The 21,862-nt window shown below is 59.8% G+C and carries 25 protein-coding genes; 16 read left to right on the top strand and 9 right to left on the bottom strand.

The annotated features are described in order from the left end of the window. Positions 1-140: 140 nt before the first annotated feature. Positions 141-1,361: a CaiB/BaiF CoA-transferase family protein gene (locus tag F8N49_RS05525; RefSeq protein ID WP_071173990.1), complete on the bottom strand. Its 1,221-nt coding sequence runs from the start codon at positions 1,359-1,361 to the stop codon at positions 141-143. Between the two features lie 14 nt (positions 1,362-1,375). Continuing rightward, positions 1,376-2,557 (bottom strand): acyl-CoA dehydrogenase, encoded by a 1,182-nt coding sequence (locus F8N49_RS05520; RefSeq protein WP_024015035.1) that lies wholly within the window; start codon positions 2,555-2,557, stop codon positions 1,376-1,378. Positions 2,558-2,714: 157 nt separating this feature from the next. Between F8N49_RS05520 and F8N49_RS05515 the strand changes: the two genes are divergently transcribed. The 10 genes from F8N49_RS05515 to F8N49_RS05470 all read left to right on the top strand — a co-directional run bounded on the left by F8N49_RS05515 (position 2,715) and on the right by F8N49_RS05470 (position 12,567). Next, a complete protein-coding gene (locus tag F8N49_RS05515) occupies positions 2,715-3,614 on the top strand; it encodes a LysR family transcriptional regulator (protein ID WP_071173989.1) in 900 nt (299 codons plus the stop codon). Between the two features lie 434 nt (positions 3,615-4,048). Further along, entirely contained in the window at positions 4,049-5,170 is a 1,122-nt protein-coding gene (locus F8N49_RS05510; RefSeq protein WP_071173988.1) for a Re/Si-specific NAD(P)(+) transhydrogenase subunit alpha, read from the top strand. A 15-nt stretch (positions 5,171-5,185) separates the two neighbouring features. Continuing rightward, positions 5,186-5,506: an NAD(P) transhydrogenase subunit alpha gene (locus F8N49_RS05505; RefSeq protein ID WP_003220416.1), complete on the top strand. Its 321-nt coding sequence runs from the start codon at positions 5,186-5,188 to the stop codon at positions 5,504-5,506. Then, the gene (locus F8N49_RS05500; protein ID WP_122705365.1) at positions 5,506-6,939 is read left to right on the top strand and encodes an NAD(P)(+) transhydrogenase (Re/Si-specific) subunit beta; all 1,434 of its coding nucleotides are present in this window, start codon (positions 5,506-5,508) and stop codon (positions 6,937-6,939) included. The genes F8N49_RS05505 and F8N49_RS05500 overlap by 1 nt, the downstream gene beginning before the upstream one ends. Before the next feature lie 214 nt (positions 6,940-7,153). Next, complete coding sequence (locus F8N49_RS05495) at positions 7,154-8,647, top strand: acetyl-CoA hydrolase/transferase family protein (RefSeq protein WP_151550966.1); 1,494 nt, start codon at positions 7,154-7,156, stop codon at positions 8,645-8,647. A gap of 321 nt (positions 8,648-8,968) precedes the next feature. Beyond that, positions 8,969-9,184, top strand: coding sequence for a DUF1127 domain-containing protein (locus F8N49_RS05490; protein ID WP_007911656.1), 216 nt, complete (start codon positions 8,969-8,971; stop codon positions 9,182-9,184). A gap of 333 nt (positions 9,185-9,517) precedes the next feature. Beyond that, positions 9,518-9,835 carry a DUF2388 domain-containing protein gene (locus F8N49_RS05485; protein ID WP_016772298.1) on the top strand — a complete coding sequence of 106 codons (318 nt, stop codon included), beginning with the start codon at positions 9,518-9,520 and terminating at the stop codon, positions 9,833-9,835. A 108-nt stretch (positions 9,836-9,943) separates the two neighbouring features. Further along, entirely contained in the window at positions 9,944-10,261 is a 318-nt protein-coding gene (locus F8N49_RS05480) for a DUF2388 domain-containing protein (RefSeq protein ID WP_056791311.1), read from the top strand. Positions 10,262-10,288: 27 nt separating this feature from the next. Continuing rightward, on the top strand, positions 10,289-10,609 hold the full coding sequence (locus tag F8N49_RS05475; protein ID WP_071173984.1) for a DUF2388 domain-containing protein: 321 nt from the start codon (positions 10,289-10,291) through the stop codon (positions 10,607-10,609). Beyond that, complete coding sequence (locus tag F8N49_RS05470; protein ID WP_151550965.1) at positions 10,606-12,567, top strand: DUF4105 domain-containing protein; 1,962 nt, start codon at positions 10,606-10,608, stop codon at positions 12,565-12,567. The genes F8N49_RS05475 and F8N49_RS05470 overlap by 4 nt, the downstream gene beginning before the upstream one ends. A gap of 56 nt (positions 12,568-12,623) precedes the next feature. Here the strand turns inward: F8N49_RS05470 and trpA are convergent, their stop codons facing one another. Further along, entirely contained in the window at positions 12,624-13,433 is an 810-nt protein-coding gene (trpA, locus tag F8N49_RS05465) for a tryptophan synthase subunit alpha (RefSeq protein WP_151550964.1), read from the bottom strand. Further along, positions 13,433-14,665 (bottom strand): tryptophan synthase subunit beta, encoded by a 1,233-nt coding sequence (gene trpB / locus F8N49_RS05460; RefSeq protein WP_016772302.1) that lies wholly within the window; start codon positions 14,663-14,665, stop codon positions 13,433-13,435. Before trpB ends, trpA begins: the two co-directional genes overlap by 1 nt. A 113-nt stretch (positions 14,666-14,778) precedes the next feature. Between trpB and F8N49_RS05455 the strand changes: the two genes are divergently transcribed. After that, positions 14,779-15,696 carry a LysR family transcriptional regulator gene (locus tag F8N49_RS05455; protein WP_151550963.1) on the top strand — a complete coding sequence of 306 codons (918 nt, stop codon included), beginning with the start codon at positions 14,779-14,781 and terminating at the stop codon, positions 15,694-15,696. Here F8N49_RS05455 and F8N49_RS05450 read toward each other — a convergent pair. Beyond that, on the bottom strand, positions 15,669-15,995 hold the full coding sequence (locus tag F8N49_RS05450) for a YqjD family protein (protein ID WP_039757078.1): 327 nt from the start codon (positions 15,993-15,995) through the stop codon (positions 15,669-15,671). The two genes, F8N49_RS05455 and F8N49_RS05450, sit on opposite strands and share 28 nt — an antisense overlap. A 166-nt stretch (positions 15,996-16,161) precedes the next feature. Between F8N49_RS05450 and F8N49_RS05445 the strand changes: the two genes are divergently transcribed. Together F8N49_RS05445 and F8N49_RS05440 are read left to right on the top strand one after the other, a co-directional pair. Next, positions 16,162-16,377 carry a dodecin gene (locus tag F8N49_RS05445; RefSeq protein WP_016772305.1) on the top strand — a complete coding sequence of 72 codons (216 nt, stop codon included), beginning with the start codon at positions 16,162-16,164 and terminating at the stop codon, positions 16,375-16,377. 129 nt (positions 16,378-16,506) lie between these two features. Further along, entirely contained in the window at positions 16,507-16,731 is a 225-nt protein-coding gene (locus F8N49_RS05440) for a DUF1161 domain-containing protein (protein ID WP_071173980.1), read from the top strand. 172 nt (positions 16,732-16,903) lie between these two features. Here the strand turns inward: F8N49_RS05440 and F8N49_RS05435 are convergent, their stop codons facing one another. Next, entirely contained in the window at positions 16,904-17,905 is a 1,002-nt protein-coding gene (locus F8N49_RS05435) for an LLM class flavin-dependent oxidoreductase (protein ID WP_016772307.1), read from the bottom strand. 240 nt (positions 17,906-18,145) lie between these two features. On the opposite strand from F8N49_RS05435, the gene F8N49_RS05430 reads away from it, so the two are divergent. Together F8N49_RS05430 and F8N49_RS05425 are read left to right on the top strand one after the other, a co-directional pair. Next, the gene (locus F8N49_RS05430; RefSeq protein WP_016772308.1) at positions 18,146-18,577 is read left to right on the top strand and encodes an OsmC family protein; all 432 of its coding nucleotides are present in this window, start codon (positions 18,146-18,148) and stop codon (positions 18,575-18,577) included. A gap of 241 nt (positions 18,578-18,818) precedes the next feature. Beyond that, positions 18,819-19,058: a DUF1161 domain-containing protein gene (locus F8N49_RS05425; RefSeq protein WP_071173978.1), complete on the top strand. Its 240-nt coding sequence runs from the start codon at positions 18,819-18,821 to the stop codon at positions 19,056-19,058. 7 nt (positions 19,059-19,065) lie between these two features. On the opposite strand, the gene F8N49_RS05420 is transcribed toward F8N49_RS05425, so the two are convergent. Further along, positions 19,066-19,485: a hypothetical protein gene (locus F8N49_RS05420; RefSeq protein ID WP_016772310.1), complete on the bottom strand. Its 420-nt coding sequence runs from the start codon at positions 19,483-19,485 to the stop codon at positions 19,066-19,068. 40 nt (positions 19,486-19,525) lie between these two features. Beyond that, positions 19,526-19,948, bottom strand: coding sequence for a hypothetical protein (locus F8N49_RS05415; RefSeq protein ID WP_110644707.1), 423 nt, complete (start codon positions 19,946-19,948; stop codon positions 19,526-19,528). A gap of 58 nt (positions 19,949-20,006) precedes the next feature. On the opposite strand from F8N49_RS05415, the gene F8N49_RS05410 reads away from it, so the two are divergent. After that, positions 20,007-21,098: an aminopeptidase gene (locus F8N49_RS05410; RefSeq protein WP_151550962.1), complete on the top strand. Its 1,092-nt coding sequence runs from the start codon at positions 20,007-20,009 to the stop codon at positions 21,096-21,098. A 99-nt stretch (positions 21,099-21,197) separates the two neighbouring features. On the opposite strand, the gene F8N49_RS05405 is transcribed toward F8N49_RS05410, so the two are convergent. After that, complete coding sequence (locus F8N49_RS05405) at positions 21,198-21,848, bottom strand: HAD family hydrolase (protein WP_016772313.1); 651 nt, start codon at positions 21,846-21,848, stop codon at positions 21,198-21,200. Between the last annotated feature and the right edge of the window lie 14 nt (positions 21,849-21,862).

Raw genomic sequence — 21,862 nt, 5'->3', positions numbered from 1 at the left:
CTGCGCCGGAAGTGGGGCGAATTATAGACCTCTGGAATCTGCCGTCAACCGTTAATTTCGCTTTTCTTTCAATAACTTGCGTATTGGTTAAAAAACATTCAATCAGATGAGAAAAGAGCTTCTTCTATATAGAAGAAGACTTAAAGGACGCCTTCCTCCTTCAACATAGCCACCGCGCCTGCCCCCAGACCCAGCACCCGCTGCAGAACCTCTAATGTGTGCTCACCTAATAAAGGAGGCGCATGACGATATTCAACGGGCGTCTCCGACAATCGAATCGGGCTGGCCACCTGGGGCACCATCCCCGCCAATGCATGAGGCAGTTCGATCGCCAGACCGCGCGCCTTCACTTGGGGATCCTCAAACACTTGCGACAAATCATTGATCGGCCCACAAGGCACGCCCGCCTGTTCCAGTTGTGCAACCCACTCGGCAGTCGTCTTGAAGACCGTAGCTTGGCGGATCAACGGGATCAGCACCGCGCGGTTCGCTACCCGCAGCTTGTTGGTCGCGAAGCGCGGATCATCCGCCCACTGCGGTTGGCCAGCCACCTCTGCGAACTTGCGGAACTGCCCGTCATTACCCACGGTAAGAATGAAGTCGCCATCCGCCGTAGGAAAGTCCTGATAAGGCACGATGTTGGGATGAGCATTGCCCAGGCGCTTTGGCGCATTGCCGGTGGTCAGGTAGTTCATCGCCTGGTTCGCCAGACACGCGACCTGTACATCCAGCAACGCCATATCGATGTGCTGGCCGCCACCGTCGTGATCGCGATGAGCCAATGCCGCGAGGATCGCCACCGTCGAATACAGCCCGGTAAGAATATCCGTCAGCGCCACGCCCACTTTCACCGGGCCAGCGCCTTCATCTCCTTCAGGTCGACCAGTCAGACTCATCAAGCCGCCAAGGCCCTGGATCATGAAGTCATACCCCGCACGCTTGGCGTAAGGGCCGGTCTGGCCGAAGCCGGTGATGGAGCAATAGATCAGATTCGGGTTGAGCGCCTTCAGCGACTCATAGTCCAGACCATAGGCCGCCAGACCACCTACTTTGAAATTCTCAATCAGAATGTCCGACTTTGTCGCCAGGTCGCGCACCAGCTTCTGCCCTTCAGGGCGGGTGAAGTCGATGGTGACCGATTGCTTGTTGCGGTTTGCCGAGAGGTAATAAGCCGCTTCCGACGTGTTCTCGCCGTAAGCGTCTTTAAGGAAGGGCGGGCCCCAGGCGCGGGTGTCATCACCATTGCCCGGGCGCTCGACCTTGATCACCTCGGCGCCCAGGTCGGCGAGGATCTGTCCGGCCCAAGGCCCGGCCAGCACTCGCGATAAATCCAGTACCCGTAGATGCGACAGCGCGCCCATGGTCCGCCCTCCTATTAATAGAACGCCTGCAGACCGGTTTGTGCACGCCCGAGGATCAGCGCGTGAACGTCATGGGTACCTTCATAGGTATTCACCACTTCCAGGTTGACGAGGTGACGGGCCACGCCGAACTCATCGGAGATGCCGTTACCACCGAGCATGTCGCGCGCCATCCGCGCAATATCCAGCGACTTGCCGCAGGAGTTACGCTTCATGATCGAAGTGATTTCAACGGCGGCGGTACCCTCGTCCTTCATCCGGCCCAAGCGCAGGCAGCCTTGCAGTGCCAGGGTGATCTCGGTCTGCATGTCGGCGAGTTTCTTCTGTACCAGTTGCGTCGCGGCCAACGGGCGACCGAACTGCTGACGGTCCAGAGTGTATTGGCGCGCGGTGTGCCAGCAGAACTCGGCGGCGCCCAGTGCGCCCCAGGAAATGCCGTAGCGTGCGGAGTTGAGGCAGGTGAACGGACCTTTCAGACCACGCACGTCCGGGAAGATGTTTTCTTCCGGCACGAACACGTTGTCCATGACGATCTCACCGGTGATCGAAGCGCGCAGGCCGACCTTGCCGTGAATCGCCGGAGCGCTCAGACCTTTCCAGCCTTTCTCCAGAACGAAGCCACGGATATCGCCGGCATCGTCCTTGGCCCAGACCACGAATACGTCAGCGATCGGGCTGTTGGTGATCCACATTTTCGCGCCGGTCAGGCTGTAGCCGCCATCGACCTTGCGAGCCCGGCTAATCATCGCGCCCGGATCGGAACCGTGGTTCGGCTCGGTCAGACCGAAGCAACCAATCCACTCGCCGGAAGCCAGTTTCGGCAGGTACTTCTGCTTCTGTGCTTCGGTACCGAATTCGTTGATCGGCACCATCACCAGTGAGGATTGCACGCTCATCATCGAGCGATAGCCAGAGTCGACTCGCTCGACTTCACGCGCGATCAAGCCATAACTGACGTAATTCAGACCGCTGCCACCGTATTGCTCGGGAATGGTCGCGCCGAGCAGGCCGACTTCACCCATCTCGCGGAAGATTGCCGGATCGGTCTTCTCATGACGGAAAGCTTCGAGCACACGCGGCGCCAGACTCTGTTGAGCGAACTGCGCGGCGGTGTCGCGGATCATCCGCTCTTCTTCGGTGAGCTGTTGATCCAGCAGCAGGGGATCGATCCAATTGAAACTAGCTTTACCGCCCATGAGTGTGCCCTCGCAATCGGGTGAATTAACGTGGCATTGATCCTAGGCGCGGTTCGCCATCGCGGCAAACGAGGATTTCGCATCCTGTTGTGCTAATTTCTCACTCCGAAACGTCGCGAATTGCCTTTTATGCGGCGCATTAGTGAGGTTGACGTACATGCGCAGGAAGATCCCCAGCACGGCCGCCCTGATCAGCTTCGAAGCTGCCGCCCGCCATGAGAGCTTTACCCGAGCCGCTGAAGAGCTGTCGCTCACCCAGGGCGCCATCTGCCGACAGATCGCCAGCCTTGAGGAATTCCTCAGCGTGGAGTTGTTCCGGCGCTCGCGACGTGGGGTGAAGCTGACGGAAGCGGGACTTTCCTACAGTCGTCGGGTGGCGACTCAGCTCGATGCAGTGGAACGCGACACCCTTTCGGTGATGGGCCAGCAGGGCACCAACGTCATCGAGCTCGCAGTCGTCCCGACCTTCGGCACGCAATGGCTCCTGCCACGGCTCAAGGATTTCCAGCTCAAGCACCCGGAAGTGACCGTCAACCTGACCAACCGCACTCGGCCTTTCCTGTTTGCCGATACCGAATTCGATGCCGCGATTTACTTCGGCGACGCCGACTGGTCGGGTACCGAATCCCACAGGTTGATGGGCGAAAATCCGATGCCGGTGTGCAGCCCCGCCCTACTCGGCGATCACACGCAGTTGACAGCGCAAGCCATCGCCGAGCTACCGCTGCTGCAGCAGACCACCCGACCTTACGCCTGGCGCCAATGGTTCAACTCGCAACAGCTGAATATTCCGCGCGACATGACAGGTCCGCGCTACGAGCTATTCTCCATGCTTGCCCAGGCAGCCATGCACGACATGGGCGTCGCGCTGATTCCGCCGTTTCTGATTCAGCGCGAGCTGGCAGAGAAACGTCTGGTGGTTGCCAACTCTCAAGCGCTTTCCAGCATCAAGGCCTATTACCTGATGATTCCGGAGCGAAAGGTCGAATCGGCATCGCTGAAGGCATTTCGCGACTGGCTGGTAAATCAAGCGCAGAGCTACAGCCTAGAAGAATAAAGGCTCTGCGCAATACTTAACCCCGTAGTCAGAAAAAACAAAGCCCTACAGATATAACTATTTGTCGCTTTTGCGCAGACTGTATCCGAAAGTCGTACAGACGTCCCACAAGCTGCCAAACACGTGGCTTTGAGCCTCTAATGGCGACTCATTACTGCCTATTCACGCCACCGATGCGAATTTTTTTCAAATTCAGCCAGAATCCATGCAGGGCACGGCCTGCAAGGGGTTCAACTGGCCATCTGCGACATTCGGTCACGGCATGACTTGTAGTTAATTTTCCGTCACCCGTCATAATCCCTTGAAGGGCATAAAGTTCGCCTGCAAAATGCCGCGCCCCGCCCTGATTCGGCGGGATCGTGCTGATCGGCCGCCCCAGTCGCACCATCCGTAGTGCATGGGTTTACTCAATAAGATCACGCAGGAGATTTGACGTGCACATTGGTGTTCCTCTCGAAACCCAGACCGGTGAAACACGGGTTGCTGCAACCCCGGAAACCATCAAGAAGCTGATCAGCCAAGGCCATAAGGTCACTGTGCAAAGCGGCGCTGGCGTCAAAGCCAGTGTCGTCGACAGTGCCTATGAAGCGGCCGGCGCAAGCATTGGCAGCGCCAATGACGCGTTTGGCGCCGAGCTGATTCTCAAAGTGATCGCGCCAAGCGATGCCGAACTGACGCTGATCAAGCGCGGTGCGGTGCTGGTGGGCATGCTCAACCCATTCAACAACGAGACCATCGCGAAGATGGCCGAGTGCGGCATTACCGCATTCGCCCTCGAAGCGGCGCCGCGTACCTCGCGGGCGCAGAGTCTTGATGTGCTGTCGTCGCAGGCGAATATCGCCGGCTACAAAGCGGTGTTGCTCGCGGCTCACTATTACCCACGCTTCATGCCGATGCTGATGACTGCTGCGGGCACCGTGAAAGCGGCGCGCGTGCTGATTCTCGGCGCGGGCGTGGCCGGTTTGCAGGCGATTGCCACGGCGAAACGTCTGGGTGCGGTGATCGAAGCGTCCGACGTGCGTCCAGCGGTGAAGGAACAGATCGAATCCCTCGGCGCCAAGTTCGTCGACGTGCCTTACGAGACTGATGAAGAGCGCGAATGCGCCGTCGGTGTCGGCGGTTACGCGCGGCCGATGCCGGCGAGCTGGATGCAGCGTCAGGCGCAGGCTGTGCACGAGCGCGCCAAGCAGGCCGATATCGTCATCACCACCGCGCTGATTCCGGGCCGCAAAGCGCCGACGCTGCTCAGCGCCGAGACCGTGGCACAGATGAAGCCGGGCTCGGTGGTCATCGACCTCGCCGCCGCCCAGGGTGGCAACTGCCCACTGACCGTCGCCGATCAGGTCGTTGTGGAAAACGGTGTGACCATCGTCGGCCCGACCAACCTCGCCGGTGAAGTCGCTGCCGATGCTTCGGCGCTGTACGCACGCAACCTGCTGGACTTCCTCAAGCTGGTGTTCACCAAGGAAGGCCAGTTCGACGTCAACCTCGAAGACGACATCGTCGCCGCGTGCCTGATGTGCCGCGACGGCCAAGTCATCCGCAAAAACGCCTAAGCAGGGATTCAGACGATGGAAGAGCTTATCTCCCCCGGTATCTACAACCTGATCATCTTCGTGCTGGCGATTTATGTCGGTTACCACGTGGTCTGGAACGTTACGCCTGCGCTGCACACGCCGTTGATGGCAGTCACCAACGCGATCTCGGCGATCGTGATCGTCGGCGCCATGCTCGCTGCTGCGCTGACCGTCACGCCGCTGGGCAAAACCATGGGCACGCTGGCCGTGGCACTGGCGGCAGTCAATGTGTTTGGTGGCTTCCTGGTCACCCGCCGCATGCTTGAAATGTTCAAGAAGAAAGCCCCGAAAGCAAAAGAAGAGGCGCCGAAGTAATGAGCATGAATCTCGTCACGACGCTCTACCTGATCGCGTCGATCTGCTTTATCCAGGCCCTCAAAGGCCTGTCGCACCCGACCACTTCGCGGCGCGGCAACCTGTTCGGCATGCTCGGCATGGCGTTGGCAATCATCACCACGGTCGGCCTCATCTATAAGTTGGGCGCTGAACTGGCCACGGCTGGCATTGGTTATGTGATCGTTGGCTTGCTGGTCGGCGGTACCGCCGGTTCGATCATGGCCAAGCGCGTTGAAATGACCAAGATGCCGGAACTGGTAGCGTTCATGCACAGCATGATCGGCCTCGCGGCGGTGTTCATTGCCATTGCGGCGGTAGTTGAGCCGCAGTCGTTGGGTATCGTTAAACAGCTGGGCGATGCGATCCCGACGGGCAACCGTCTGGAGCTGTTCCTCGGTGCCGCCATCGGTGCGATCACCTTCTCGGGTTCGGTGATCGCCTTCGGCAAGCTCTCGGGCAAATACAAGTTCCGTCTGTTCCAGGGCGCACCGGTACAGTTCGCCGGTCAGCACAAGCTCAATGCGGTTCTGGGTCTGGCCACGCTGGTTCTCGGCCTGACCTTCATGTTCACCGGCAACCTCACGGCGTTCGCGCTGATGCTGGCGCTGGCGTTCGTGATGGGCGTGCTGATCATCATCCCGATCGGCGGCGCCGACATGCCGGTGGTGGTGTCGATGCTCAACAGCTATTCCGGCTGGGCGGCGGCGGGCATCGGTTTCTCGCTGAACAACTCGATGCTGATCATTGCCGGCTCGCTGGTGGGTTCGAGCGGTGCGATCCTCTCGTACATCATGTGCAAGGCGATGAACCGCTCCTTCTTTAATGTACTGCTCGGCGGTTTCGGCAATACGGCAGATGCAGGTCCTGCCGGTGCGCAGGAAGCCCGTCCGGTGAAATCCGGCTCGGCTGATGACGCAACCTTCCTGCTGACCAACGCCGACACCGTGATCATCGTCCCGGGCTACGGTCTGGCAGTGGCCCGTGCACAACACGCACTGAAGGAACTGACCGAGAAGCTGACCCATCGCGGCGTGACCGTGAAGTACGCGATTCACCCGGTGGCCGGTCGCATGCCTGGGCACATGAACGTCCTGCTCGCCGAGGCCGAAGTGCCTTACGATCAGGTGTTCGAGATGGAAGACATCAACTCCGAGTTCGGTCAGGCCGACGTGGTGCTGGTGCTCGGCGCGAACGACGTGGTCAACCCGGCCGCGAAGAACGATCCGAAGTCACCGATTGCCGGCATGCCGATTCTCGAAGCGTTCAAGGCCAAGACCATCATCGTCAACAAGCGCTCGATGGCCAGCGGCTATGCCGGTCTGGACAACGAACTGTTCTATCTGGACAAGACCATGATGGTTTTCGGCGACGCGAAGAAAGTCATCGAAGACATGGTCAAAGCGGTCGAGTAATTCACCGCTGCAATAGCGAACGCCCCGACTTGTCGGGGCGTTTTTGTTTGCGCCAGACGCTGGACAATTTGCCGCGTTGTTGCAGATCCGGTAACGGTGTTTTACTGCAAACCCGCGAAATAGAGGCCTCATTTGCGACCTTGGTAGCGGGACAGGCGCCGGCCAAATTCACTAGACTGCGCATCCTGCTACTCGTTGCCCGAGATAATAATCCATGTTCCGTGACCGTATTCGCCTGCCTTCGTTGTTGGATAAAGTGATGAGCGCTGCCGACGCCGCTGCTCTGATTGAGGACGGCATGACCGTCGGCATGAGCGGTTTCACCCGCGCCGGCGAAGCCAAGGCCGTTCCCCACGCACTGGCCGAGCGCGCCAAGGTCACGCCGCTGAAGATCAGCCTGATGACCGGCGCCAGCCTGGGCAACGACCTCGACAAGCAACTGACCGAGGCCGGCGTGCTGTCGCGGCGCATGCCGTTTCAGGTCGACAGCACGTTGCGCAAGGCAATCAACGCCGGCGAAGTGATGTTCATCGACCAGCATCTCTCGGAAACCGTAGAGCAACTGCGCAACCAACAGTTGAAGCTGCCGGACATTGCCGTCATTGAGGCAGTCGCCATCACCGAACAAGGCCACATCGTGCCGACCACTTCGGTGGGCAACTCGGCCAGCTTCGCGATCTTCGCCAAACAAGTGATCGTCGAGATCAACCTGGCCCACAACGCCAACCTCGAAGGCCTGCACGACATTTATATCCCGACGTACCGCCCGACGCGCACGCCAATCCCGCTGGTGAAAGTCGACGATCGCATCGGCAGCACGGCGATCCCGATTCCGCCGGAGAAGATCGTTGCGATTGTCATCACTCAGCAGTCGGACTCGCCGTCCACAGTGTCGGTACCGGACGTTGATACCAACGCTATCGCTGAACACCTGATCACCTTCTTCAAGCAGGAAGTTGCGGCCGGGCGCATGACCAACAAGCTCGGCCCGCTGCAAGCCGGAATTGGCAACATCGCCAACGCGGTGATGTGCGGCTTGATCGACTCGCCGTTCGAAGACCTGACCATGTATTCGGAAGTGCTCCAGGACTCGACTTTCGACCTGATCGATGCCGGCAAGCTGAGCTTTGCCTCGGGCAGCTCGATCACCCTGTCCGAGCGGCGCAACAGCGACGTGTTCGGCAACCTGGAGAAGTACAAGGACAAACTGATTCTGCGGCCACAGGAGATCTCCAATCACCCGGAAGTGGTGCGGCGTCTGGGCATCATTGGCATCAACACCGCGCTGGAGTTCGACATCTACGGCAACGTCAACTCCACCCATGTCTGCGGTACGCGGATGATGAACGGCATCGGCGGCTCCGGCGACTTCGCGCGCAATGCGCATCTGGCGGTATTCGTGACCAAATCGATCGCCAAGGGTGGCGCGATTTCCAGCGTGGTGCCGATGGTCAGCCACGTCGACCATACCGAGCATGACGTCGACATCCTAGTGACCGAAGTCGGCCTCGCCGACCTGCGTGGCCTGGCGCCACGGGAGCGTGCACGAGTGATCATCGACAACTGCGTGCATCCGGACTTTCGCCAGGCACTGAATGACTACTTCAGCGCTGCCTGTGCAATCGGCGGTCATACCCCGCACATTCTGCGCGAAGCACTGAGCTGGCATATGAACCTGGAAGAAACCGGGCGCATGCTGGCGGTGTGATTCACACAGATAACCACCGAGGCAAACACAGTTTTGCGTCGGTGGATGCCCGAGAGAAGCAGGATCGCAAAAAACTGTACTGCTGTACCGGTCTTTTCCTACAGCAAAGCCCTACTCAATCCCGTGATACGAGCCGAAATGCACCAATCAAGTGCAGACAGGTACAGTTTGCCCAATTTCGACCCGTACACCATCCATAAACAGTTAACTGCTCACTCACAATACAAATGAACTGTATCTACAGAGACTATCCAAACGAGAGGATCATGGGCACCAGTCAAACCACTACCTGATCCCGCCACAAGCGGAAGGATGTCAACCATGGAACGTACACTCAGTTCCGAACTGTTCTTCGAAGACAAAGCTGTAAACACCCAGGCTTCCCTGCCTCTGCGCGTTATTGCCAACTTGATGTTGTGGCAGCGCCGCATCTCCAGCCGCCACCAACTGGCCCGTCTGGATTCGCGTCTGCTGGCCGACGCCGGTATCAGCGAAGCACAACGCTACGAAGAGCTGAGCAAGCCGTTCTGGCGCTAAGCAGCGTCGCTGGCTCTGGTCGTCAGACCCACCGCCAGCAACCCGAATTGCACAAGCAGAACCCGTCGTGGGCAACCACGACGGGTTTTGTCGTTTCAGGGGCCTTGAATGCTCTAAAACGCATATATGAACGAGCACAGGTACAATTTAAGAAATACTCGAATATACCAGTACAGTTATCCAGAAACTTTGGAGTATCACTGGCCACCACTGGGCGAACCGCATCTGGCAGCCTAATATCCATGCAGAACGTGGCGAACGTTGCGCAACAGGCGTCTGACTCCTCAGATACCGAGCCACCTCTCACTACGGTTTATCCAAAGGAGTTCCATCATGACCCGTCTTCGTCTGCTCAGTGCCGCCGCCCTGCTGGCCGTGGCTGCCAACGCCAGCGCTACCAGCTTCATCGTCACCACCGACTCGATCGTCGGCGCGCTGAAAGCCACTTCCGACGCCACTTCCGATGTGACCTCCTCGTTCCGTGACGACAAGATCGTCCTCGCCGCCCGCGACGATGCCGCCAGCTTCGTGGCCAGCGAAGGCGATATCCGTGGGGTAAAGCTGGAAAGCGCGCTCGATCACATCCGCCATCAGGCGCCACAACTCAATGCCACCGATGCCCAATTGGCTCAGGCCATTCTGACGCTCTGATCGCTTGCGGTATTGCGGGACACGCCAGCCGTGTCCCGATGTTTCAACGCTGGCTCTGGCCCGGGCATTTGCGCTAGCCTTCAGGCTCGCTAACAGTTGTCGAGTCCCATGCGCTTTCTTCCAACTTTGCTCATCTCTTCTACTCTATTCACCGCCTGCTGGGCGATGTCCGCCAACGCCTTCGATGCTTTCAATGCGTCGACCCAAGGCACGGTGGTCAGCGGTTACGCGACCAGCATGGTGTCTTCTGCGCCGTTCGACCGTAAACTGCTGCGCGCCGCCCATGATGATGCGGCCGCCTTTGTTGCCAGTGACGGTGAATGGCGAGGCGCACGGCTGGAATCCGCGCTGCATTACCTGCGCAAAACCCGGCCGAAACTTCATGCCAGCGACCTTGAACTGGCAGAGGCAATTCTCGTCCAATAGTTATCCTTGTCCTTCCGGAGTCGTTCCATGCGTAGCCCGCTGATTGCTGCCGCCCTTGGCCTGTTTGTGTTGGCCGATATGGCCCAGGCGCACACCCTGGTAGCCACCAGTAACATCATCGTTCGTGCCTCCCAGCGCAGCATCGATTTCACTTCCGATACCACCACGTCGATTCGCGATTCGAAAATCATCCGCGAAGCCCACGACGACGCCGCCAGTTTCGTCGCCAGCAACGGCGACATCCGTGGCGCGCACCTCGAAGCCGCCCTCAACACCTTGCGCAATCGCGTGCCGGAAGCGCGCGACGCCAGTGATCAGGTACTCGCCGAAGCCATCCTCGCACTGTGAGGTCCGTTGGCGCCTGGCTGCTGGCCGGGGCGTTGTTGCTGCTTGGCAACAGCGCCCACGCCGGCCTGCAATTGCGGCTCAAGACCGAGGGTCTGAGCCCGGCTCAACAACAGGCCAGTCAGGCGCTGATCGATGAGGCCATGGCGAAACTGCCGCCGAGCTTCATCGAGCGGCTGGATCGGCGCATCGACGTCGGCTGGACCGACGACATGCCTGCCAACGCTTACGGGCAGGCGACGCTGGTTGCCGAACTCGATCTGAACCGCAAGCTGCTCGCCAGCCTCACCGATGGCAGCGCGGCGAAAGAGAAAACCAATCGCCCCCACGGCACTGTGCGCCAGGAACTGCTGGCCACGGTGCTGCACGAAATTACCCACATTTATGATCGTGCGCGTTTATGGCCGAGCGCCGAGCGCACGTTGATCCAGCGCTGCACCCGACGCTTCAACAGCGCCGGGCTGATCGGCATTCCCGATGAGTGTCGCGGGCAGAACGGTCGCCGCTTCACCATCAGCGACGACCCGCGCCTGCTTGACCTCGCCGGGTGGCAGCAATACGTCGGCCGCCGTGGCGAGCGTGAACAACACAACCGCCAGATCGCCCGCAGTCCGGATCTTTACGAGATCTCCAGTCCCAAGGAATTCGTCGCGGTCAACATGGAGTACTTTCTCCTCGACCCGAGCTACGCCTGCCGCCGCCCGGCGCTGTATCGCTACTACAAGGAACATTTCGGCTGGGCGCCGCCAGCGCAGGACACCTGCAGCAAGAGCTTCGCCTTTCTCAATGCGGGCAATGACTTCGCCAAGCAGCCTCTGGGGCAAGTCGATCCGGAACGGGTCTATGCCGTCGATTACCTGCTGGCCGAGGCCAATCAGAACTGGGTCAGCCGCTGGGGTCACAGCATGCTGCGCCTGGTGATCTGCGCCCCCGGTCGCCCGCGTGGCCCGGATTGCCGCCTCGACCTCGATCAGCACCTGGTGCTGTCCTATCGCGCTTTCGTTGGCGATGTGCAGCTGTCGAGCTGGGACGGACTGGTCGGCAAATACCCGTCGCGGCTGTTCGTGCTGCCGCTGGCACAGGTGATCGACGAATACACCAAGACCGAGCTGCGCAGCCTCGCTTCGGTGCCGCTGAACCTGTCTCGCGAGGAAATAGAAGGCGTGGTCGAACATGCTGCCGAGATGCACTGGAGTTACGACGGCAACTACTTCTTCCTGTCCAACAACTGCGCGGTGGAAGGCTTGAAACTGTTGCGCAGCGGCAGCAATAACAGCCAACTGGTCGGGCTAGACAGCATCATGCCCAACGGCTTGCTGGAAGTGCTCAAGGGCCGTGGTCTGGCCGATACCAGTGTGCTCGACAATCCGAAAGAAGCGCTGCGCCTGGGTTACCGCTTCGACTCGTTCCGCGATCGCTATCAAGCGATGTTCGATGTATTGAAGAAGCAGCTGCCGATCAAGCAGACCACTGTCGAGGATTGGCTGTCACTCAGCGCTGAGCAACGCCGCGAATGGTTCGATCGCGCCGACCTGCGCACCAGTGCGGCCCTGTTGCTGCTGGAGCAAGCCAGTTTCCGCCGGCAGTTATTGCTGGCCCAGGACGAGGTCAAGCAACGCTACCTCGGCGCCCGCGAGCTGGAAAACGGCGGCATGGACAAAGCCAACGCGACCTTGCAGGAGATCCTCGCCAACAGTGGCTTCCTCAGCCGCCCGGCGGAACTGCTCGACTCCAAAGGTTACGGACTACCGCAGCCCAGCGAGTTCGCCCGACTGGAAGCGGAAAGCAGCCAGCGGCAGAAGAAGCTGCTGGCCCTGTCCGGCGATCTCGATACCGAAGTGCGCAAGCTGCTTGAACCCAAGCGGGCGGCCGAGATTGCCGCCAGCGAGGCCAACGTCAAGCAGATTGGCGAGCATCTGCGCAAACTGCACAAGGCCTCGGGCGGACTGCAATTACCCTGAGCACAAAAAAGGCTTCAGAACGCCTGTTCTGAAGCCTTTTCTATTTCCCTGCGGCTTTAGACGCGAGCTTTGCGCACGCCTTGGGACAGCGCCGAACACAGACTCAACACACCATCGATGGCCTGCTCAGGCGTATCGGCACTGGCGATGTGATCAATCAGCGCCGAGCCCACCACCACACCGTCAGCCAGACGCGCGATGGCCGCAGCCTGCTCCGGCGTACGGATACCGAAACCGATGCTGATCGGCAGATCGGTATGCCGACGCAGACGTGCAACCGCCTCTGCCACATGTTCCAGAGTCGCTGCACCGGCACCGGTGACACCGGCCACCGACACGTAGTAGACGAAACCGGAACTGCCGTTGAGCACACGCGGCAGACGCACATCGTCGGTGGTCGGCGTGGTCAGGCGGATGAAGTCCAGGCCAGCAGCCTGCGCCGGGTCGCACAGCTCTTCGTTGTGCTCTGGTGGCATGTCGACCACGATCAGGCCATCGACGCCAGCCTCTTTGGCTTCGGCGATGAAACGCTCGACGCCGAATTTGTGAATCGGGTTGAAGTAGCCCATCAACACCAGCGGCGTGTCGCTGTTGCCTTCACGGAACTCGCGAACCATTTGCAGGGTTTTCGCCAGATTCTGTTTGGCGCCGAGGGCGCGAATGTTGGCCAACTGGATTGCCGGGCCATCGGCCATCGGATCGGTGAACGGCATGCCCAGCTCGATCACATCGGCACCTGCGGCAGGCAGGCCTTTGAGGATTGCCAGCGAAGTGTCGTAGTCAGGATCACCAGCGGTGACGAAGGTCACCAGCGCGGCGCGGTTCTGTTGCTTGAGGTCGGCAAAGCGGGTTTGCAGGCGGCTCATCAGTGTTTCTCCTGCTGCGACTGTTGCATATGGTGCATCACGGTTTGCATGTCCTTGTCACCACGGCCCGAGAGGTTGACCACCATCAGGTGATCTTTTGGCAGCTTCGGTGCGCGCTTGAACACTTCCGCCAGGGCGTGGGCGCTTTCCAGGGCAGGGATGATCCCTTCCAGACGGCAGCATTTGTGGAACGCTTCAAGAGCTTCGTCGTCGGTCACCGAGGTGTACTGGACGCGGCCGATGTCATGCAACCAGGCGTGTTCAGGGCCGATGCCCGGATAGTCGAGGCCAGCGGAAATCGAGTGGGCGTCGATGATCTGGCCATCGTCGTCCTGCAACAGGAATGTCCGGTTACCGTGCAGCACGCCCGGCACCCCGCCGTTCAGGCTGGCCGCGTGCTTGCCGGTTTCGATGCCGTAACCGGCGGCTTCGACGCCGATGATCTCCACGCTCTTGTCATCGAGGAACGGGTGGAACAGGCCCATGGCGTTGGAACCGCCACCGATGCACGCCACCAGGCTGTCCGGCAGACGACCTTCCTGAGCTTGCAGTTGATCGCGGGTTTCCTTGCCGATGACGGCCTGGAAGTCGCGAACCATTGCTGGATAAGGGTGCGGGCCGGCCACGGTGCCGATCAGGTAAAAGGTGTTGTCGACGTTGGTCACCCAGTCACGCAGGGCTTCGTTCATCGCGTCTTTGAGGGTGCCGGTGCCAGCCACGACCGGAATGACTTCAGCGCCGAGCAGCTTCATGCGGAAGACGTTGGCCTGCTGACGTTCGATGTCGGTGGTGCCCATGTAGATCACGCAGTCCAGCCCGAAACGCGCAGCAACGGTGGCCGTGGCCACGCCGTGCATGCCGGCGCCGGTCTCGGCGATGATGCGCTTCTTGCCCATGCGCCGCGCCAGCAGGATCTGGCCGATGCAGTTGTTGATCTTGTGCGCGCCGGTGTGGTTCAGCTCTTCGCGCTTGAGGTAGATCTTCGCGCCGCCGCAGAACTCGGTCAGGCGTTCGGCGAAATACAGCGGGCTCGGACGTCCGACGTAATCACGCTGGAAGTAGGCCAACTCTTCCTTGAATGCCGGATCTTCCTTGGCCGCTTCGTATTCGCGGGCCAGGTCGAGGATCAATGGCATCAGGGTTTCCGCTACATAACGGCCACCGAACGCACCGAACAGGCCGTTGGCGTCAGGGCCGTTACGCAGATCAGAGGTGTTCGAAGTCTGGGTCATGGGTCGCTCCAGGTGAATTCGGTCAGAAGACAATGACGATCACTCTACCCCTGACTTTCCAGGCTGAAAACCGATAAGATCGCCACAACCTGTCAGGAAAACTCACAGATACCATGAGCCATGACCTTCCCCCGCTGAATGCCTTGCGCGCCTTCGAGGCCACCGCCCGTCTGAACAGTGTGAGTCAGGCTGCCGAACAGCTGCACGTCACCCACGGTGCGGTCAGCCGCCAGCTCAAGGTGCTTGAAGAACATCTAGGGATGAGCCTGTTCGTCAAGGACGGACGCGGCTTGAAACTCACAGATTCCGGAGCGCGTCTGCGCGATGTCAGCGCTGAGGCGTTTGATCGGTTGCGCAGTGTTTGCGCCGAACTTACGCAAAGCACAGCGGATGCGCCGTTCGTGCTGGGTTGTTCCGGGAGCCTGCTGGCGCGCTGGTTTATTCCGCGTCTGGGGCGGCTGAATGCCGATTTGCCGGATCTGCGTCTGCACCTGTCTGCCGGTGAAGGCGATCTCGATCCCCGGCGCCCGGGCCTCGATGCGCTGTTGCTGTTCGCCGAACCACCGTGGCCCGCCGATATGCAGGTCTATGAACTGGCGGCGGAACGCATCGGCCCAGTGATGAGCCCATTGTTCAGCGGTTATCAGAACCTGCACGACGCTCCTGCCGCAGAATTGCTCGAGCAGCCCTTGCTGCACACCACCTCGCGCCCACAAGCCTGGCCCAGCTGGGCGCAGCAAAACCACCTCGATCCCAAGGCGTTGAAGCTCGGGCAAGGTTTTGAGCATTTGTATTATTTGCTGGAGGCGGCTGTTGCAGGTCTCGGCGTGGCAATCGCGCCGGAGCCGCTGGTAATCGAAGATCTGAAGGCGGGTCGCCTGGTTGCGCCGTGGGGCTTTTGCGAAACCCCGGCGCAACTGGCGTTGTGGCTACCCAAGCGCGCCGCAGACGGACGCGCCCGGCAACTGGCGCAGTGGCTCAAGAACGAGCTGCGCCAGACTGATCACTCACCGCGCTTGAACAAAAAGTAGGCGGCGAGCAGACCGATTGCACCGACAGCCACGCCGGCTGTGGTCCATGGGTGTTCCTGCGCGTAGTCACGAGTGGCAATGCCGGTCTCGCGGGTTTTCACTTTGACTTCTTCGTACGCGTCGCTGAGCAGATGACGGGAATGTTTCAGCGCACTTTCGGCGTTGCTTTTCAGCGCCTTGAGGGTCTTGCGCGACTCGTCCGAAGCATCGTCTTTCAAGCTTTCCAACGATTTGAGCAGACTCTCGATCTCGGCTTCCATGCTTTGCAACGAGGCTTTACGTAAAGAGGTGTTGGCCATGGTGGCTCTCCTGCATTGGTGATGAGTGGCGTGTGTTGGTTGGGACTTCAGCATGTCGAGAAAGTGCAGAAATTCTGAACTTCGGCAGCGCAGCGGCGCCGAAATCATCAGTGCAATTGCCTGCTAGGCTCAATTTCACACGCCATTCCAACCCAAGGAGAACGCCATGAGTGACCATCACACCTACAAGAAAGTCGAGCTGGTCGGCTCGTCCACTACCAGCATCGAAGACGCCATCAACAATGCACTGGCCGAGGCGAACAAGACCCTGCGCAATCTGGAATGGTTTGAAGTGACCGAAACCCGTGGCCACATCGAAAATGGCCAGGTAGCGCACTTTCAGGTCACGCTGAAAGTCGGCTTCAAGATTGCCGCCAGCTGAGTTTGAGCTAGTCTTCTGAACTTGCGCGCTGGCCGAGTGCCATAGGGAATGGCAAAGCGCTACAAGGTGAGCGCATCGGGTGGATGACTCGATGCCCGCCTCTTTCAATCCGACCAGGGAGTGCGACCGATGAAGAAGTTCATGTTGGCAGTAGGTTTGTTGAGCCTTGCCGGTGGTGCGTTTGCAGCCGGCAAGCCATGTGAAGAGCTGAAAAGCGAAATCGCCGCGAAGCTCGACGCCAAAGGCGTTTCCGGTTATTCGCTGGAGGTCGTCGACAAGGGTGCGGCGGCTGATGGTGACGTCGTCGGCAGTTGCGAAGGCGGCAGCAAGGACATCGTCTACAAACGCGGTTGATTGCGCCTGAAATACAAAAGCCGACGTGGATGCGTCGGCTTTTTTGTGGGCTCCATGTGCCCGATGTGGGAGCGAGCTTGCTCGCGAAACCGGTGGGTCAGTCGACATATCGAGTGCCTGACACTCCGTCTTCGCGAGCAAGCTCGCTCCCACAAGGTATGTGTGGTGAATCTTAGCCCTTCATCACCTGCGCCAGCAGCTCGTACGAGCGCACGCGATCAGCATGCTCATACAAATCGCTGGTGAAAATCAGCTCGTCCGCCTGGGTCTGCTCGATCAGCACCTCAAGCTTGGCGCGGATCTTCTGCGGACCGCCGACCATGGCGAGGCCGAGGAAATCGCCCACTGCCTCACGTTCATGGGGCAGCCACAGACCGTCCATGGTTTTCACCGGCGGACGCTGCACCAGGCTCTGGCCACGCATCAGCGCAAGAATGCGCTGGTACACCGACGTCGCCAGATAATCGGCTTGCTCATCGGTATCCGCCGCCACCAGCGGCACGCCGAGCATTACGTACGGCTTGTCGAGCACCGCCGACGGCTTGAAGTGGTTGCGGTAGATGCGGATCGCCTCGTGCATGAAGCGCGGCGCGAAGTGCGAGGCGAAGGCGTAAGGCAAGCCGCGCTCACCCGCCAATTGCGCGCTGAACAGACTTGAGCCGAGCAGCCAGATCGGCACGTTGGTGCCGGTGCCGGGCATGGCGATCACCCGTTGCTCCGGGGTGCGCGGGCCGAGGTAGCGCATCAGTTCGGCAACGTCTTCAGGGAAGTCGTCAGCGCTGCCCGAGCGCTCACGGCGCAAGGCGCGGGCGGTCATCTGGTCAGAGCCGGGCGCGCGGCCCAGACCCAGGTCGATGCGTCCAGGGTACAGGCTCTCGAGGGTGCCGAACTGCTCGGCTATCACCAGCGGCGCATGGTTGGGCAGCATCACCCCGCCGGAACCGACGCGGATCGTCGACGTGCCTCCGGCCAGATAGCCGAGCAACACCGAAGTGGCCGAACTGGCGATGCCGTCCATGTTGTGATGTTCGGCGACCCAGAAGCGCGTGTAGCCGAATTTCTCGGCATGCTGCGCCAGGTCCAGCGAATTGCGCAGCGATTGCCCCGCGCTGCCGTTTTCGCGCACCGGCACCAGGTCGAGAGTGGAAAATTTAACGTCGGACAGTTTTTTCATGAACCTGCATCTCCGGGTGGGGAGGCAGGTTTTTCTTGCGAACGAAAACCTGCCAAATCCATAAGCGTGTTTTATGGAATGAGGGCATATACCCGAGATTCAATAGCAGCGACGAAATTTCCTACTAAAAAAGTCAACGATTCAGCCAGGCTGAACTTTGTTCCGCCGTCTATCCTCAGAAGCCTTGCTAGTAAAAACCGCGACGGCGCGGCGTTCCGCGCCATATTTGAGGAGGCAGACATGGCTATCGTGAAAAAGGCATCGGCGCATTGGGAAGGCGATCTGAAAACCGGTCTCGGCTCGATCTCCACCGAAACCGGCGTGCTGCGCGAAGCGCCGTACGGCTTCAAGGCGCGCTTCGAAGGCGGCAAAGGCACCAACCCGGAAGAACTGATCGGCGCGGCCCACGCCGGCTGCTTCTCCATGGCGTTTTCGATGATTCTCGGCGATGCCGGCCTGAAGGCGGACAGCATCGACACCAACGCCGAAGTCACCCTCGATCAGGTTGACGGCGGCTTCGCGATCACTGCGGTGAAACTGATTCTCAAGGCGAAGATCCCGGGCGCGACTCAGCAACAGTTTGAGGAGTTGAGCAACAAGGCCAAGGAAGGGTGCCCGGTTTCCAAGGTGCTGAATGCGAAGATCACCCTCGAGGCTTCGCTCGTCAGCTGATTCGGCGTTTGCCGGGCTGACGCCTTCGCGAGCAGGGCTCGCTCCCACGGGGGATTTGTGCACGTCGCAGATCCAGTGTGTGAGCGAGCCTGCTCGCGAAGGCGGCCTCGGATTCAACTCAGCAACCGGCAATCAGTACAAGGTGTGAGCAAAGTCAGAACCCGCTCAGCAGAAATGTGGTCGAATAATCGACAGCAGCTTCAGCGCACACCCGTGCGCGCTGCCTCAAGGAGCTTCATCGATGAAACGTATTGGCTTGGCGATTCTTTGCAGTGCACTGGCCACGTCCGCTATCGCAGCCCCCAAAAAATGCGAGGAGCTTAGAAAGGAGATCGAGATCAAGATCCAGGCGAAGGCGATCCCAACGTACACCCTTGAAATCATCACGGCAGAAGAGGCGAAGCAGCACGACTCGGCCATGATCGTCGGTTCTTGCGAGAACGGCACCAAGCGGATTATCTATCAGAGAAACGATAGCTGATTGCCTATCACGGCACGCAATTGATCTGCCGCTCGTTGGCAACGATCTGCCCCTGACGATTGATCAAGCGTGCACTTGGCGTGAAGGCCAGCGATCGGGCCTCAAGGCGGTAACGCTGCCCGGCCTCGAAGTGTTCATAGGGCACCGTCATGTAACACAGCCGCTCTTGCGGATCGGTATCCATGCCCTGACCACCCCCGAATACTTCGAAGTCAAAGCGCACGGTGAGCTCATGACTACCGGGCGTCACCTGAAAAAACCGTCCGTCGCGCAAGCGCTGTTTATCCAGGCGCTCGGCCATCAGCACCTTGCCGCCGGGGGTAGGCATGGCGAAGTCGACCCAGGCTTTGTCTGGATCGGCCGCTGGCAACGGGCTCTGACAACCGGCGAGCACACTGGCGGCCAGCAATGTCGTCAACTTGCGCATGATCGATATCCTTTGACGGGATTTGCAGCATAGCTGCCGATCAACTGCTCTGACAGCCCGCCGGTGTGCCCTGGCCGACAACCTTGCGCTGTTCGTCATAAAGCTTGGCCCAAGGCCGGAAGCCGATACTGCCCGCCTGCAACTGATAGCGCTGGCCGGCGTTGAAATCCTTGAATTTCACGCTCATCTGGCAATCGCGCCACAGCGGTTCGGCATTCGGGCCGATGTTGGTGGCCTCGACCGGGAATTGGTAGCGCACCTTCAGCTCATGGCTGCCGGGCTGCACTTCGAAATAGCGTTTGTCGATGGCCTGGGTAGCATCGACTTGCACGGCTTGCAGCGCCGTGTCGTGTTGGCGAGCGTCAAGATCGATCCAGGCTTGCGAAGGGTCGGGGTCGGGCATTCCGAAACCGGCACAACCGGCCAGCATCAGCAGGCCTCCTGTCAGCATCAACATGCGCATAGCGGTGCTCCTTGAGGCGGGATAGTCTTGGGGCAGACTTTCCGGGGAATTTCTTATTTTGATCAGGCCGTTTTCCAGCCTTGGGTTACTTGATCGCGTTTTTCCGATTTTGTTTCCGGGTGTGTTGTTTTTGTTGCTCAACGGTTGCACCAGCGTCAGCTATTACAGCCAGATGGCCAGCGGCCAACTGCAATTGCTGCGCGCACGGGAGCCAGTCGAAAAAGTCATTGCCGACCCCAGCCGCGATGCCAGATTGCGCGCGCATCTGGCTCAATCACAAAAGGCCCGCACGTTCGCCAGCGAGCATCTGCACTTGCCGGACAACCAGAGCTATCGTCTGTACGCCGACATCGGTCGCCCGTACGTGGTGTGGAACGTGTTCGCCACCGCAGAGTTTTCCCTGACGCCGCAGAATCACTGCTTTCCGATTGCCGGCTGCGTGGCCTATCGCGGCTACTACAGCCAGAGCGCGGCCCGTGGCGAGGCGGCGATTCAACGTTTGCAGGGCATGGACGTGTCGATCGGCGGGGTCGAGGCGTACTCGACGCTTGGCTGGTTCGATGACCCGATCCTCAATTCGATGATGGGCTGGGGCGACGAACGGCTGGCCGCGTTGATTTTTCATGAACTGGCGCACCAGAAGTTCTATGTGAAGGACGACACTGAATTCAACGAGTCTTTCGCCACCTTCGTCGAGCAGGAAGGCACGCGGCAATGGCGCACGTTTCGCGGGCTACCGGCAGAGTCGGATGCCAGGCTCAAGCAGCGTGACCAGTTCATCGAACTGGTACTCGACACGCGTTCAAGACTGGAGAAGCTCTATGCGCAGCCGCTGTCGGTTGAGCAGATGCGTGAGCGCAAAGCAGCTGAATTCGAGCGCTTGCGCCGGGAGTATCGGGTAATGCGCGACAGTCAGTGGGCCGGGGACAAACGCTATGACGCCTGGGTCAATGCGCCACTGAACAACGCGCGATTGTTGCCGTTCGGGCTGTATGACCAGTGGGTGCCGGCGTTTGCGGCGGTGTTCCGCCAAGTAGATGGGGATTGGATGAGGTTTTATGCCGAGGTTGAGCGGTTGGGACGGTTGCCGGTTGATGAGCGTAAGGCGGCTTTGAGGGCCTTGGCAGTTCCTGAGTCCTCCAGCGGCTGAACGGGCCTCATCGCTGGCAAGCCAGCTCCCACAGGGACAGCGGTGAGCCTGAAGAATCGCTAACCTGTGGGAGCTGGCTTGCCAGCGATAGCCATCTGCTCAGCGCTGCAAAAACGCCTGATGCAACTCGTCCAGGGTTTCAAAGTGATAAGCCGGCGCCTCGGCATTCAGTTCTTCAAAACTGCCGAACCCATAGCCCACCGCCGCCGCATCCAGGCCATTGCTGCGCGCGCCGATCAGGTCGTGCTTGCGATCGCCGATCATCAGGGTCTGCGCCGGGTCCAGGCGTTCTTCCTCAAGCAAGTGCGCAATCAACTCAACCTTGTTGGTCCGCGTGCCGTCCAGCTCGCTGCCGTAGATCACCTTGAAGTGGCGGGCGAAGTCGAAGTGCCGGGCGATCTCGCGGGCGAACACCCACGGTTTGGAGGTGGCGATGTACAACTGCCGCCCCTGCCCGCTCAAGGTTTCCAGCAACGGCGTGACCCCGTCGAACACCCGATTCTCGTAGAGCCCGGTGACCTTGAAGCGCTCGCGATAGAAATTCACCGCTTCCCAGGCCCTGGCCTCGTCGAAGTCGTAGAACTGCATGAACGCTTGCAGCAGCGGCGGGCCGATGAAGTGTTCCAGTTTGCTCAGGTCCGGTTCGTCGATGCCGAGATTGGCCAAGGCAAATTGAATTGAGCGGGTGATGCCCTCACGCGGGTCGGTCAGGGTGCCATCGAGGTCGAACAGTACAGTCTGGTAATGCATGGAAATTCCCGAGC

This window comes from Pseudomonas sp. GXM4 (assembly GCF_008923895.1).
In the GTDB taxonomy this organism is placed as follows: Bacteria; Pseudomonadota; Gammaproteobacteria; order Pseudomonadales; family Pseudomonadaceae; genus Aquipseudomonas; species Aquipseudomonas atacamensis.
This window is presented reverse-complemented; position numbering and strand designations above follow the sequence as displayed.